Genomic DNA, 14125 nt, shown 5'->3' on the forward strand with positions numbered 1-14125 from the left:
GGCCGTGGTCAGCCTTTGACTCCGCTGGAGGCGATGCTGTTGACAAAGGAGCGTTGGAACGCGATAAACAAGGCGACGACGGGCAGGGTGATCATTGAGGAGTAGGCCATGACCTCGCCCCAGGAGACATTGAGCTGGAAGAAGTACTGCACCCCGATCATGACCGGGCGTAGTTCCTCGCTCTGCACAACCATGAGCGGCCACAGATAGGAGTTCCAGGCCGGAAGAAAGGTCAGAATGGAAACTGTGGCGATGGCCGGTCCGGACAGCGGCATGACAATCTGACGGTAGATCTTGAACCAGCCGGCCCCGTCCACCCGGGCCGCTTCGTCCAGTTCCTTGGGGATGGATTCGAAGTACTGGTGGAAGAGGTAGATGGAGAAGGCGTTGGCTACGAACGGGATGATCTGCACATGGTACGTGTCCAGCCATCCGGTGGTCAGTGACAGCGAGAACCCGTTGATGTCCAGCCAGGGCAGCTGGTTGACCCACCAGACCAGCGGCAGGGCAAGTGTTTCAAAGGGCACTATCAGGGTCGCGATGATGAGCGTCAGGATGATCCCCTTACCGCGGACCCGCATCCGTGACAGGGCGAATGCGGCGAGGCTGTTGATCAGGACACCCAGAACGACGGTCACCGCCGAGATGCCGATGGAGTTGATCAGGAACCGGGCGGCGGGAACCCGGTCAAAGACGGCGCCGTAGTTATCCAGCGAGAGGTTGCCGACCGGCAGGAAAGCGGCGATCGACGACAGGTCTCCGAAGATTTGCTGGTCCGGTTTCAGCGAGGACACGAACATGAACAGCAGGGGGAAGGTAAAGACGACGCCGAGCAGGATTCTCACGATCCAGCCGCCGATACCGCGCACCCGACGGGGGCTCTGGGAGGTTGAACGGGCTCGGGCGCGCGGACCGGCGCCCTCTAAGGTGGTGGCCATGTCAGGACTTCTCTCGGGTGAGGTAGCGCTGTACTGCGGAGATGATGAGTACCAGCGCGAAGAAGACCAGGGAAATCGCGGAGGCGTAGGAGGTTTCCTGTTGCTTGAAGCCGGCACGGACAGCCTGGTAGACGATGGTCGTCGTCGAATCGAGCGGTCCGCCCTGGGTCATCACGTTGATCTGTGTGAACAGGCTCAACGCCTGGATGGTGATGGTGATCAGGATCAGGCTGCGGGTGGCGGAGAGCCCCGGCCAGGTGATGTACCTGAACCGTTGCCACCGGCTGACCCCGTCAATGGCAGCCGCTTCGTACAGGTCCGCTGAAATGGTCTGCAGCCCCGAGAGCCAGATGATCATGTGGAAACCGGCCCCCTGCCAGACCGACATCAGGATGATGGCCGGCATGGCCGTGGCAGTGTTGTTCAGCCAGTCCGGTCCATGGACCGCCCCGAACGTCAGCCTGGTGATGATTTCGTTGAGCAGGCCGTCCTGACGGTAGATGAACAGCCACAGCAGGGAGACGACCACCATGGAAGTGACCACGGGCAGAAAATACACGGTGCGGAAGAAGTTGACCCCGCGGACCTTCGCGTTGACCAGCAGCGCCATGAGCAGGGCCACACCGGCTTGCAGCGGCACCACAATGACGGCGAAGTACGCCACGTTCAGCAGGGCGCGGTAGAACGTTTCATCCGCGAACAGGCGAACGAAATTGTCCAGGCCGACGAACATGGGTGGGTTCGGGGAGATCAGGCGTGCGTTGGTGAAGGCCAGCCCGAAGGCGAGCATGGCAGGCACGAACACGAACAGCAGCAGCAGGAGCACGGCGGGACTCAGCATGGCCCATCCGGCGCGCTGCTCGCGCCGGTGGTACTGCTTGAGCTGGCGTGGTTTCTGGGGTTTCTGGGGTTTCTGTGGTGAAGAGGTTGAAGGGATGGCGGGGGCGGTCGTCGGCAAGGATGCCGGGGCTGGAGAGGAATTCATCGTTTCTGGTCCTGACTGGGTCCGGGCCCGGGGTGCCGCGCCGGTTCGATCGCAGCGCGGCACCCCGGAGGCGGGCTAGTTCTTGTAGCCGTTGTTGGACTTGATGTTGGAGTCAATATTCTTGACGGCCTTGTCCAGGACCTGCTTCGGGTCGGCGCCGGAAATGATGTCCTGGGCGGCCTTGCCGAATTCGGTGGCGATGAACGGGTAGGCCGGTGTTTCAGGCCGCAGCACGGCAGACTTCTTGGAGAAGTCGAGGAAGGCCCGGTTCTTGCCTGTCGGTTCGTAACCGGGCACCAGGGCAGCAGCGGCGTCGGTGGCGGGAATCGTGCCGGTTGCCTTGGCGACCTTGGCGATGTTTTCCGGCTTGAGGGAGAAGGAGAGGTAGTCCATCGCTGCGTCCGGGTTCTTGCAGCCCGTGGTCACACCCCACTGCCAGGATCCGCCGCCGATCTTCGGGCCGTTGCCCAGGTCCACGGACGGCATGACGACCAGGTCATCGCCGAGCGCCGTGCGTGCCTTGTCGGCGGCCCAGCTGCCCGTGTAGACGATGACGCTCTTGTTGTTCAGGAAGTCGGCGGTGGAGTCCTTGCCGCTCTTCTGCGCGGCGTAGCCCTTGTCGATCAGGCCGTGGAACCAGCTGGCCCACTCGACCGCCTTGTCACCGTTGAGGGCACCGTCGGCGCTCTGGAAGTCGTTGCGGTTGATCAGGTCCCCACCGAAGGACTGCAGGAACGGCGAGTACGCGTAGGGCAGCCATTCACCGGTACCGGCCGTGCCGAGGTCCAGCGGTGTGTCCCATTTGCCCAGCTTCTTCAGCGCGGCCAGCGCTCCATCGAACTCGTCCTTTGTCCAGGGTTTGTCCGCGGTAGCGACCCGCACGCCGGCCGCCTTCAGGTCCGAGCCGCGGGCCAGCATGGCCAGGGCCACATCGTAGTGTCCGAACGAGTAGGTCTGGCCGTTCCATTTGCCCAGGGTGCTGGGCAGGTTCTGGGACAGATCAGCCGAGAGCTTCAGCGGCGCCAAGTACTTCGACCACGCCCAGTTCGGGACGTTCGGCCCGTCGATGTCGACGATGCACGGCAGCTTGTTCGCCGAGGCCGCAGCGACGACGGAGTCGTTGTACGAGTCCTGCGGGAAGGCCTGGACCTTGACCTTCACCTTGCCCTGGCTCTGGTTGTAGGCGTCCACCACGGACTGGATGGCCCCCAGTTCCTCCGGGTTTCCGGCGTTGTGGGTCCAGAGGGTGAGATCGCCGTTGGCCCCGTCCTTGGAGTTTCCGGCGCCTGTGCCGCAGGCGGCCATGCTGCCGGCAAGGGCGGCGGCGGTTAGACTGGCGGCCAGGAGCCGCTTAAGACGATTGTTCATTGTTGGTGAATCTTTCTGCTTGATTCCTGCATGAATGGTTCGGTTCCGTTCAAGGGAGCGTGGCCGTTGCTGCGGCCACGCTCCCCTTTTTGTGCGCACCAAGGATAGGTGCGGTGTGCCGGTGCCCTCAGGTCTGCAGCGGCGGGGCGACCGACCCGCGCTGGACCAGCGGGCAGTCGAACATCATCTGGACGGGCTCCTTTTCTTCGGGCCCTTCGATCTCGTTCAAGAGCCTGGTCACAGCCCAGCGGCCCATGCCGTAGTGCGGAAGCGCCACCGTTGTCAGGCCCGGCCACAGGCTCCCGGCGATCAGTTCGAGATTGTCAATCCCGATGACGGACACGTCGTCCGGAATCTTCATGCCGAGGGAACCGGCCGCCTGATAGGCGCCCATGGCCATCCGGTCATTGAAGCAGAACAGGGCCGTCGGCCGCTTAGGCCGGGAGAGCAATTGATGTGCGGCCGTTCTGCCGCCGTGGGCCTCGGATACCGCTGAGGCAACCAGGGCGGGATCGAATTCGATGCCGCCCTCCGTCAGGGCCTCCACGTAGCCCCGGTGCCGTCCGTGCGTTGCAGGAATGTCATCGATGTTGTTGATGAATCCGATGCTCCGGTGCCCGGCGCCTATCAGGGCGCGTACGGCGGTCCGTGCGGCTTCCACCTCATCCGGGACCACGGAGGACACGTTTCCGTGCTCTGAAACGGCATCCAGCAGGACAGTCGGGACCCCTGCCAGTTCGGCCGGGACCCCGATCCGCTGATGGTACATCTTCGCGTAGACGATGCCATCGACCTGGTGCTGGAGCAGGGTGCTGATCTGCCGCTTTTCCAGCTCAGGGTCGCTGGCGGTGTCCAGCATCATCAGCAGCCAGCCCCGTTCATAGGCAGCATCCTGGGCCCCCAGAATCATCTCGCCCGCAAAAGGAGTCGTCGCAATCTGATCGCTCACGAGACCGATCAGATACGAGCGCTGGTTGCGGAGCCCGCTCGCCAGCCGGTTCGGAGCATAACCGAGGCTCTCGGCGACCGACCGAACATGCTCCCTGGTCAAGGCATTTACGCGGGCGCCATGGGTGTCGCTCAGAGCATGCGACACCGTCGTGACGGAAACCTGAGCAGCTTTCGCCACATCACGGATGCCTACTTTTGCCACTACCTGGCTCCTTTGCAAACCGTTTTGCCTGTTGTGTAAGTCACACTAGCCAAAACGGTTTGCACTGTCAACCATCAGGACGTATTCACCGGCAACCGCCCTCCGGCCCACGTGCCGGAGATCTTTTTGTGCCGCCTGTCCGCCGGCCGATCAGCCAATAGAGGACAGCCAGGGTCCAGCGGATCCGGCCGTTTCAACTTCCGCCTCATCGACGGGCTCTTCACCCAGGCCGAACGGCTCATGAAAATCAACGAGCTCAGCACCATCACCGACGACGTCATCGAAGCCGCACGCTCCACCCTCGTCAGCGGAATCAGCTAAAACCGCCAAACCGAGCTAAAAAACGCCATTCTGCATCCGGGTTGGTATTCCCGACCCCTCGCAGAGACTTTGCTAGCGCTGCGGGGGATTCAGCGGGAGGGGAACGATGGGCTGGTCATTGGCCGTCAGGTCTATACCGAGATCCTTGGCGAAAACGAGCCGCGTGTCCTTGTAGGTTCCGGGGTGGTTCTCGTCCAGCTCAAAGACGCGCGCGCCGCGCAGGCGGTTCCGGTCCGGGCCGGGCAGTCCATAGGCGCCGAATCCTGTTCCGGGTGCGTAGCCGAGCTGGACGCCGTAGTAGTTGCCCGCATACGTGTTGACGTGATCGTGCCCCACAAAGTATCCGAGTACATCCCCGCGCTCCAGGAAGGCATTGAACAGGCCGGAGTTAATGGGCCCCGGGCACTCGTCTTCGTTCCGCTCTCCGGCGATGTTGTGCCTCTTGACCGCCCGCGCGTGATCGGTGTCCGTCCGCGAGTCGAGGCTGGCAAACCACATGTTGCGGTGCTCATGAAGCGCGATATGGCCCCACATGAGGGAAGGGACTTTCTTTCCGTACTTTTTCTCCGTTGCGATTGATAAATTGCGGTACCAGGCGACCTGGTCCATGCGTACCCAGTCCCAGTCCGGGTATCCCTCGAAGTCCTGGCCATTGATGCTGTCGGGGGCGTATCGGCCGGTGTCGATGAGCCAAAGGCCAAAGGCCGGTGCTTTTGATCGGGAGGATTGCACGAGCAGCTGCGTGTTGGAGGTGCCGGTGAGGTCCGGCGTGGAGTCGGCGTTCACGTTGAACTCGTAGGTCTGCAGGAACTGAAGCATTTTGGCTTCGGTCATACCTGTTCGCTGTACTGAATCTTCGTCATGGTTGCCGAAGGTCACGGCCCACGGGATCTGCCGGCGTTCCATGGGCTGGACCACGTGGTTGAGCGCCTGTTTGACCTCCAGCTCAGAGTCGCATCCCCCGTTGATCACATCTCCGTTGATCACCACAAAGTCAGGCTTTTCCGCATCCAGGGTCCGGTCCATGAGTTCGATCGTGCGGCGGTCCGTCTGCTCGTCGTCCTGGGTGTCGTTGAACTGGACAATCTTGAATGCGCCGTCCGGGCGAAAGGCGAGGGTCGGCTTTGGCGCCTTCGCGCCTGGTGCGGCTTTGCCCTCGGCTTCCGAGGCCACCGTGATTCCCAGCGCCCCAAGAGTTCCGGCAGCAGCCAACGCTGCCCGCCTGCTGAGTTTGGGCTGGTGGATATTTGTCGTCATCGCTGCCTCTCGTCACTGATACGGCCTCAATGCCGGGCCGCCGTTCTGCCCAGACAGTAGAAGACAGAAGCGTCCGGCCCTGAAACGGGTGGTGAACGCACAGCGCCAAGGCCTATCCGTCCGCGGCCCCGGCGGCCCCGCCCGCCAGACGCAACCGCCCCACCCGCTCGCCGAGGATCCGCCGGGCTTCGCCGGGCAGGCCCGCATCGCTGATGAGTTCGTCCGCCTCCTCCAGGCCGGCGATGGTGCTGATGCCGAAGGTTCCCCACTTCGTGTGGTCGGCGAGCACCACCACCCGGCGGGCCGCGGCCACGAAGGCCCGGTCCGTTTCGGCCTCCAGCACGTTCGGCGTCGTGAACCCGGCGTCGGCGTCCACGCCGTGGACGCCCAGGAAGAGGACGTCGAGGTGCAGCTGCTTCAGCGCGGAGGTGGCCAGCGGCCCCACCAGTGCATCCGAGGGCGTGCGTTCGCCGCCGGTGAGGATGACAGTGGACGGGGACTGGCTCTGATGAAACACGTCTGCGATGCGCACCGAGTTGGTGACCACGGTGATCCGTGGCCCGGCCGACAGCAGCTGCGCCAGGGCCCAGGTGGTGGTTCCGGCGCTGAGCCCCACGGCCATGCCCTCGCGCACCTGCGCCGCCGCCTCATGGGCGATCGCCATCTTCTCCGCCTGCAGCTGGGTCACCTTCAGCTCGAAGCCGGGTTCGTGGGTGCTCACCCCGCCGGGCAGTTTGGCCCCGCCGTGGATCTTTTCCACGGCGCCCGCCGCATCCAGCGCTTCGATGTCCCGCCGGACAGTCATGAGGGAAACGCCCAGCAGCCGGGCGAGGTCGGCAACGCGGACGATCCGCTCGCGCTGGACCTCCGCGATGATGGCGGAGTGGCGGGCTGCGGCTAGCATTCTGCGTCCTTTGTGGCTTGCTGACAGGGAGCGAGGGAGCGAGGGAGCGGGGGAGCGGACGACGGCGGCTGCGCCGGCTTCCTCCAGCACATCCTAATCTTCGCTCGCCAGGAGGCACCCCCTCATGATTTATTATGTTCTCTATTGTTTGAAAATGTTTTCTCGTGTACAAATGAGGTCATGACACGAACCACGACGACCCGCCTGGCCGACGGCCGGGAGATCCTCTACTTTGATGATGCCGGGTCGGCCGCGCGCTCCGCGGAATCCCTGGTGGACCGCCGGGAACTGCCGGCCCGCCCGGACCCCGGCCAGCTGCGCTTTGACGCCCTCAGCCGGGAATGGGTTGCCGTCGCCGCGCACCGGCAGGCGCGTACCCACCTGCCGCCGGCGGACCAGTGCCCGATCTGCCCGACGACTCAGGCCAACCAGACCGAGATCCCGGCACCGGACTACGACGTGGCCGTCTTTGAAAACCGCTTTCCCTCGCTCGGCCCTGACACGAGCGACCTCCGCACGGCGCCGGGCTGGGGGACAACGGCACCGGCGGTCGGCAGGTGCGAAGTGGTGGCGTTCACCCCGGAGCACACAGGTTCCTTCGCGGAACTGGGCTGGCGCCGCACCCGGACAGTGATCGATGCCTGGGCCCACCGGACGGCCGCCCTCAGCGCCCTGCCCGGCATCCGGCAGGTCTTCCCCTTCGAAAACCGGGGAGCGGAGATCGGGGTGACCCTGCACCACCCGCACGGGCAGATCTACGCCTACCCCTACGTGACGCCACGGGCCGCGGTGCTGGCCGCCGCGGCCGGCGAATACTTCGACAACTCGGACGGCACGGCGACGCTCACCTCGTCCCTGCTGCAGGCCGAACGCAGCGACGGCAGCCGCATGGTCCTCGAAGGCGAACACTTCAGTGCCTACGTCCCGTTCGCCGCCCGCTGGCCGCTGGAAGTCCACCTCGTCCCGCACCGCCAGGTCCCGGACCTGGCCGCCCTGAACGGGGCGGAACGCGACGAACTGGCGCAGCTCTACCCGGAGCTCCTGCGGCGCTTCGACGCCCTGTACCCGACGCCGACCCCCTACATCGCAGCCTGGCACCAGGCTCCGCTGGAGCCGGCCATGCGGCAGGCCGGTCAGCTGCATCTCCAGCTGACCTCACCCCGCCGCGCGGCCGACAAACTCAAGTACCTGGCCGGCTCCGAGGCTGCCATGGGCGCCTTCATCAACGACACCACGCCCGAGTCCGTCGCTGCCCGGCTGCGCGAAGTGGCCGGCGAACTGGCCGCCGTCGCGGCCCCCGGCGCTTTGGCCCCCGCCACCCTGGCCCCGGAAGGCGCCCCCGCATGAACACGACAACACGCGCCGACGCCCAGACCGGCGCCCAGGCGGACCGCTTCAAGGCTACGTTCGGGGCAGCCCCGCACGGCGTCTGGGCCGCCCCCGGCAGGGTGAACCTGATCGGCGAGCACACCGACTACAACGAGGGCTTCGTGCTGCCTTTCGCCATCGACAAGCGGGCCAGGACCGCGGTCCGCCTCCGCAGCGACTCCACGATAAGGCTGCTGTCCACCTTTGGCGACCAGGGCCTCGCCGAGGCCGATGCCGCCGCCCTGACCCCGGGGCCCGTCAAGGGCTGGGTGAAATACCCCCTCGGCGTGGTCTGGGCTCTGCAGCAGCACGGCGTCGAGGTTCCCGGCTTCGACCTCCTGCTCGACTCCGACGTGCCGCTCGGCGCCGGACTGTCGTCCTCACATGCGATCGAGTGCGCCGTCATCACGGCCCTCAACGAGCTCACCGGGGCAGGGCTGTCCGTCGAGGAGATGGTCCGGCTGACCCAGCATGCGGAAAACGCCTTCGTCGGCGCACCGACCGGCATCATGGACCAGTCGGCGTCCCTGCGCGGGGCCAGAGGTCATGCCGTCTTCCTCGACTGCCGGGACCAGGCCGTGGAACTCGTCCCGTTCGAGGCGCAGGAGGCCGGGCTTGTCCTGCTGGTCATCGACACGAAGGTCTCGCACTCCCACGCCGACGGCGGCTACGCCTCCCGCCGCGCTTCCTGTGAGCTTGGCGCCCAGGTCCTGGGCGTCAAGGCCTTACGGGATGTCGCTGTCGCGGACCTTGACGAGGCCAGCGGTCTGCTGGATGAGTTGACCTTCCGGCGGGTCCGCCACATCGTCACAGAAAACGACCGCGTGCGGCAGGCCGTGGACACCCTCCGGGCCCAGGGGCCGGCCCACATCGGCAGCCTTCTTGACGCCAGTCACGCCTCCATGCGGGATGATTTTGAGATTTCCTGCCCGGAACTCGACCTCGCGGTGGATACGGCCCGTGCGCACGGTGCCATCGGCGCACGGATGACCGGGGGCGGCTTCGGCGGCTCGGCCATCGCACTGACTCCCGTCGCGCAAGAGCAGCAGGTCCGCGACGCCGTCGTCCACGCCTTCGCGGAGGCGGGCCTCACCCGGCCGGACATCTTCACCGTCACGCCGGCCGCGGGAGCGGAACGCATCTCCTGACGTCGAGTGCTCCGTAACCGCCCTTTTGACCCCTCAAAACGGCGCTTACGGAGCAGTCGATGAAGGCTACGCTGCCGGGCCGGCGCAGCCGCAGGACTGCCGGACCCGCAGGACCGTCGGGAAGGTGCGGTGCTCCGGCTGCTCGCCGCGGCGTGCTCCGATGAGGGCCGCGACAGCTGCCTCCGCCATGTCCCGCACGGGCTGTTCCACCGTGGTCAGCGGGGGCCAGCTGAACTCGGCCTCGGCCGAACCATCGAAGGAGGCCAGGGCGATATCGCCCGGCACCGTGAGCCCGGCTTCGTGGATGGCGCGCAGGATGCCGATCGCCTGCATGTCGGAGCTGGCGAAGATGGCGGTGGGCCGGTTCGCGGAGGCGAGGAAGCGCAGGCCTGCGGCGTAGCCGCCCTCACGGGTGAACGCCCCGCGGACTATCTGGCCCTCGGACAATCCGGCGTCTTCGAGGGCCTCCAGCCAACCCTGCTCGCGGCGGTCGAAGTCGTTGCCCGAATTTGTTCCCATCGCGAGGGCGATGTTGGTATGGCCGTGGCCGATCAGGTGTTCGACGGCCAATCTGGCGCCGGCCGCAAGGTCCACGCCTACGCTGTTGAATCCAGGGGATTCGCTGCCGTGATTGAGCAGCACCGAGGGAATCTCTGCCGCTTCGAGATCGGCCAGATCAGGTTCGAACAGGACGCTGGCCAGCACCACGCCGTCCACCTGGCGCGCGGCGAGGTTGCGCACGTGCCGGCGCTCCTTGGCGAGGTTCCCGTCAGAATTCGTCAGCAGCAACGCGAAGCCCCGCTCCGCCGCCGCGTCCTCGACCGCGTGCGCCAGCAAGGAAAAGAACGGGTTGGAGTTGTCCGGAAGGACCAGGCCGAAGGTCTCGCTGGAACCGAGCTTCAGCGCCCGTGCGGCGGCGTTGGGCCGGTAGCCCAGGATCCGGATGGCATCCTGCACCTTCGCTTCGGTGCCGGGCGCCACCTTCTTCGGGCCGCCGTTCACCACATAGCTGACGACGGCGGTGCTGACGCCCGCGTAGCGGGCCACGTCCTTGCGGGTCACCTGGCTGCGGGGTGCCGGCGCTTCGGGTGCTCTCATGGCATCCATGCTGTCACAGCCCAATCTCTCGTCGTGCACGCTTTGGGAAAGTGTCGCACGGGGATCTACACGAGTCAATCACTGTTGGTGAGAACGAGAAAAACACAGTGAAACCGCGAAATCTCTCTTGCCACTCGCTATCTACTCGTGTAGATTCCCTCTCAGTTGTTATCCACATCACACCACCAGGAAGAGTCGACGATGACTACCATCACCAAGCTTCCGGATCCAGTGGCCGGCGGATCCAAGCCCTCGCATCGCGGAAAAGCAGGCAGGGCCGGAAAGGCCGGCAGGGGACGCCGCCTCGGCGATCTCCGGATCGCCCTGCTGTTCATCCTCCCGGCAATGGTCGGTTTCGTCGCGTTCTATCTGGTTCCCACGGTGCGCGGCATTTACCTCAGCTTCACGGAATACAGCATCCTGGGTGACCCCACCTGGATCGGCACCAAGAACTACACCGCCATCTTCGGCGACGAGCTGTTCTGGAACGCCATGGGGGTGACCGTGCAGTACGTCGGACTCAACATCGGCTTCCAGACCATCATCGCCCTCGGGCTGGCCCTCCTGATGCACCGGGTGGCCAAGTCCACGTTCATCCGGGGCGCACTGCTGCTGCCGTTCCTCGTGGCCAACGTCATCGTTGCCCTGCTGTGGTTCTGGATGCTCGACTACCAGATGGGCATCGTCAATGAGCTGATCAGCTGGCTCGGCCTGCCCCGCATCGCCTTCTTCGGCAGCGAGCAGTGGGCCATCCCCACCATCGCCGGTGTCAACGTCTGGCGCCACATGGGATACACGGCGCTGCTGATCTTCGCCGGCCTGCAGTCCATCCCCAACCACGTCTACGAAGTCGCCTCGCTCGACGGCGCGTCCCCCACCCGGACCTTCTGGAGCATCACCATGCCGCTCCTGCGCCCGGTGCTGGTGCTGGTCCTGGTGGTCACCGTGATCGGTTCCTTCCAGGTCTTCGACACCGTGGCCGTGACCACGGGCGGCGGCCCCGTCAATGCCTCCCGCGTCATCCAGATGTACATCTACCAGAAGGCCTTCGGTGAATCCGACTTCGGCTACGCCTCGGCCCTGTCCGTCATTCTCTTCGTCATTCTCGCCCTGGTGGCCTTCATCCAGATGAAGTTCCTCAAGGGCAACGAATCGGATCTGGACTAAGGAACCCCAGCCATGACTACCTCCACCCTTTCCCGCAAGAAGCCAGTCAGCGCCACCTCCGTTCCCGGGGAATCAGCCCCCGGGGAGCCAGCCCGCCGGAAGCCCGTCAACTGGCGCCGCGTCGGCGCCTGGACCCTCGTCGCCGTTGCCGTCGCCGTGACGGTGGCACCGTTCCTCTGGATGCTCCGCACCGCGCTGTCCAGCAACCACTCACTGGCCGCCAACGCCGGCAACCTGCTTCCCGCGGACTTCAGCCTGGGCGCCTTCAAACGGGTCCTCGGCCTGCAGAGCCCCGAAGAGGCCATCGCCGACGGCGGCTCCGGCGCCGCCATCAACTTCTGGCTCTACCTGCGCAACTCCATCATCTTCGCTTCCGTCACCACCGCCGGCCAGGTGTTCTTCAGCGCGATGGCCGCGTACGCCTTCTCCAGGCTCCGCTGGCCCGGCCGGAACGTGGTCTTCGCCCTGTTCCTCGCCACGATGATGGTCCCGCCAATCTTCACCGCCCTGCCGAACTTCCTGATGATCAAGAACCTGGGCCTGCTCAACACCTTCGCCGGCATGGCGTTGCCGTTCCTGTTCATGACCCCGTTCGCCATCTTCTTCCTGCGGCAGTTCTTCCTGAGCATGTCCCGGGAGGTGGAGGAAGCAGCCATGCTCGACGGCGCCAGGCACCTCCGGATCTTCTTCCAGATCGTGCTGCCCAACGCCGCCGCGCCGCTGGCCACCCTGGCCCTCCTGACCTTCATCGGCCAGTGGAACGAGTACTTCTGGCCGCTGCTGGTGGGCCAGGACGAAAGCGTCCGCGTCCTCACCGTGGGCCTGGGCGTGTTCAAGTCCCAGTCCCCGCAGGGAGCCCCCGACTGGTCCGGCCTGATGGCCGCAACCCTGGTGGCGGCCCTGCCCGTACTCCTGCTCTTCATCGCCTTCGGCAAACGGGTGGTCAACTCCATCGGCTTCTCCGGCATCAAGTAACTCTTCACCGAAAACACTCCACAAGCACTTCACTCCCCAAGCACTTCCACGAAAGGTCCACCATGAAGAAGACCCTCGGCGCCGTCGCTGCCGCCGCAGCCATCGCCCTCTCACTCTCCGCCTGCGGCGGTTCCGGCCCGGCATCCGCCGAAGCCAAGGGCGAAATCAACTACTGGCTCTGGGACGCCAACCAGCTCCCGGCCTACCAGCAGTGCGCGGACGATTTCACCAAGGCCAACCCGGACATCAAGGTCAAGATCACCCAGCGCGGCTGGGACGACTACTGGACCACGCTGACCAACGGCTTCGTTGCCGGCACGGCCCCGGACGTCTTCACCAACCACCTCTCGAAGTACCCCGAGTACGCCGCGAAGAAGCAGCTGCTCTCCCTCGACGACGCCGTGGCCAAGGACGGCATCAAGCTGGACAGCTACAGCAAGGGCCTCCCCGAGCTCTGGGTGGGTCAGGACGGGAAGCGCTACGGCCTGCCCAAGGACTGGGACACGGTAGGCCTGTTCTACAACAAGGCCATGACGGACTCCGCAGGCCTGGGCGCCGAGCAGATGGCGAACCTGGACTGGAACCCGAAGGACGGCGGCAGCTACGAGAAGGCGATCGCCCACCTGACCGTGGACAAGAACGGCGTCCGCGGCGACGAGGCCGGCTTCGACAAGACCAACGTGGCGGTCTACGGCCTCGGCCTGGCCGGCGGCGGCTCCGGCCAGGGCCAGACCGAGTGGAGCTTCCTGACCGGCACCACCGGCTGGACCGCTAAGGACAAGAACCCGTGGGGCACCAAGTTCAACTATGACGACCCCCGTTTCCAGGACACCATCAGCTGGTGGGCCGGCCTCACCGAGAAGGGTTACATGCCCAAGCTCGAGACCACCGTGGGCGCCAGCCTGGCGGACAACTTCGGTGCCGGCAAGGCCGCCATCAACACCACCGGTGACTGGCTGATCGGCCAGTACCAGAGCTACAAGGGCGTGGAGACCGCGTTCGCCCCCACCCCCAAGGGCCCTGAAGGCAAGCGCGCCAGCATGTTCAACGGCCTGGCCGACTCCGTCTGGGCCGGCACCAAGAACCCGGCTGCCTCGGTCAAGTGGGTCGAATACCTCGGTTCCACCGCCTGCCAGGACGTGGTGGCCAAGAAGGCCGTGGTGTTCCCGGCCATCACCAGCTCCTCCGAGATCGCCGCCAAGGCCTTCGCGGACAAGGGCACCGACGTTTCCGCCTTCACCACCCACGTCAAGGACAGCACCACGTTCCTCTTCCCGATCGCGGATAAGGCGGCCAAGGTGGACGGCATCATGAAGCCGGCGATGGACGCCGTCCTCTCGGGCAAGAAGCCGGCCAGTTCCCTCACGGAAGCCAACGACCAGGTCAACGCCCTCTTCAAGTAGGGCCCGACGCCGGAACGGCAGGCGCTGACTGCGGCGCCGC

The 14125-nt window shown here is 65.3% G+C and carries 12 protein-coding genes and 1 pseudogene; 6 read left to right on the plus strand and 7 right to left on the minus strand.

The window, feature by feature from the left end; genetic code table 11:
* Nucleotides 1-8: 8 nt before the first annotated feature.
* The 4 genes from ACQCSZ_RS23700 to ACQCSZ_RS23715 form a co-directional block, all read right to left on the minus strand.
* A complete protein-coding gene (locus tag ACQCSZ_RS23700; protein WP_427006021.1) occupies nt 9-938 on the minus strand; it encodes a carbohydrate ABC transporter permease in 930 nt (309 codons plus the stop codon).
* Nucleotide 939: 1 nt separating this feature from the next.
* Complete coding sequence (locus ACQCSZ_RS23705) at nt 940-1923, minus strand: carbohydrate ABC transporter permease (protein WP_427006022.1); 984 nt, start codon at nt 1921-1923, stop codon at nt 940-942.
* Nucleotides 1924-1998: 75 nt separating this feature from the next.
* Nucleotides 1999-3291, minus strand: coding sequence for a sugar ABC transporter substrate-binding protein (locus ACQCSZ_RS23710; RefSeq protein WP_427006023.1), 1293 nt, complete (start codon nt 3289-3291; stop codon nt 1999-2001).
* Nucleotides 3292-3418: 127 nt separating this feature from the next.
* Entirely contained in the window at nt 3419-4444 is a 1026-nt protein-coding gene (locus tag ACQCSZ_RS23715; protein WP_427006024.1) for a LacI family DNA-binding transcriptional regulator, read from the minus strand.
* A 189-nt stretch (nt 4445-4633) separates the two neighbouring features.
* Here ACQCSZ_RS23715 and ACQCSZ_RS23720 point away from each other — a divergent pair.
* Nucleotides 4634-4765, plus strand: a pseudogene (locus ACQCSZ_RS23720) (AAA family ATPase); the annotation flags it as partial.
* A 72-nt stretch (nt 4766-4837) separates the two neighbouring features.
* Here ACQCSZ_RS23720 and ACQCSZ_RS23725 read toward each other — a convergent pair.
* Together ACQCSZ_RS23725 and ACQCSZ_RS23730 are read right to left on the minus strand one after the other, a co-directional pair.
* Entirely contained in the window at nt 4838-6022 is a 1185-nt protein-coding gene (locus ACQCSZ_RS23725; RefSeq protein ID WP_427006025.1) for a metallophosphoesterase family protein, read from the minus strand.
* Between the two features lie 112 nt (nt 6023-6134).
* Complete coding sequence (locus ACQCSZ_RS23730) at nt 6135-6926, minus strand: DeoR/GlpR family DNA-binding transcription regulator (RefSeq protein WP_427006026.1); 792 nt, start codon at nt 6924-6926, stop codon at nt 6135-6137.
* Nucleotides 6927-7106: 180 nt separating this feature from the next.
* On the opposite strand from ACQCSZ_RS23730, the gene galT reads away from it, so the two are divergent.
* A complete protein-coding gene (galT, locus tag ACQCSZ_RS23735) occupies nt 7107-8273 on the plus strand; it encodes a galactose-1-phosphate uridylyltransferase (RefSeq protein WP_427006027.1) in 1167 nt (388 codons plus the stop codon).
* Nucleotides 8270-9442 (plus strand): galactokinase, encoded by a 1173-nt coding sequence (gene galK, locus ACQCSZ_RS23740; RefSeq protein WP_427006028.1) that lies wholly within the window; start codon nt 8270-8272, stop codon nt 9440-9442. The genes galT and galK overlap by 4 nt, the downstream gene beginning before the upstream one ends.
* 66 nt (nt 9443-9508) lie before the next feature.
* Here the strand turns inward: galK and ACQCSZ_RS23745 are convergent, their stop codons facing one another.
* Nucleotides 9509-10540: a LacI family DNA-binding transcriptional regulator gene (locus tag ACQCSZ_RS23745; protein ID WP_427006029.1), complete on the minus strand. Its 1032-nt coding sequence runs from the start codon at nt 10538-10540 to the stop codon at nt 9509-9511.
* Between the two features lie 201 nt (nt 10541-10741).
* On the opposite strand from ACQCSZ_RS23745, the gene ACQCSZ_RS23750 reads away from it, so the two are divergent.
* The 3 genes from ACQCSZ_RS23750 (at nt 10742) to ACQCSZ_RS23760 (ending at nt 14085) form a co-directional block, all read left to right on the plus strand.
* The gene (locus ACQCSZ_RS23750) at nt 10742-11707 is read left to right on the plus strand and encodes a carbohydrate ABC transporter permease (RefSeq protein ID WP_427006030.1); all 966 of its coding nucleotides are present in this window, start codon (nt 10742-10744) and stop codon (nt 11705-11707) included.
* Between the two features lie 12 nt (nt 11708-11719).
* The gene (locus tag ACQCSZ_RS23755) at nt 11720-12682 is read left to right on the plus strand and encodes a carbohydrate ABC transporter permease (RefSeq protein WP_427006031.1); all 963 of its coding nucleotides are present in this window, start codon (nt 11720-11722) and stop codon (nt 12680-12682) included.
* Between the two features lie 62 nt (nt 12683-12744).
* Nucleotides 12745-14085: an ABC transporter substrate-binding protein gene (locus ACQCSZ_RS23760; protein WP_427006032.1), complete on the plus strand. Its 1341-nt coding sequence runs from the start codon at nt 12745-12747 to the stop codon at nt 14083-14085.
* Nucleotides 14086-14125: the final 40 nt, after the last annotated feature.

It is taken from the genome of Pseudarthrobacter sp. H2 (genome assembly GCF_050157045.1).
Taxonomy (GTDB): Bacteria; Actinomycetota; Actinomycetes; order Actinomycetales; family Micrococcaceae; genus Arthrobacter.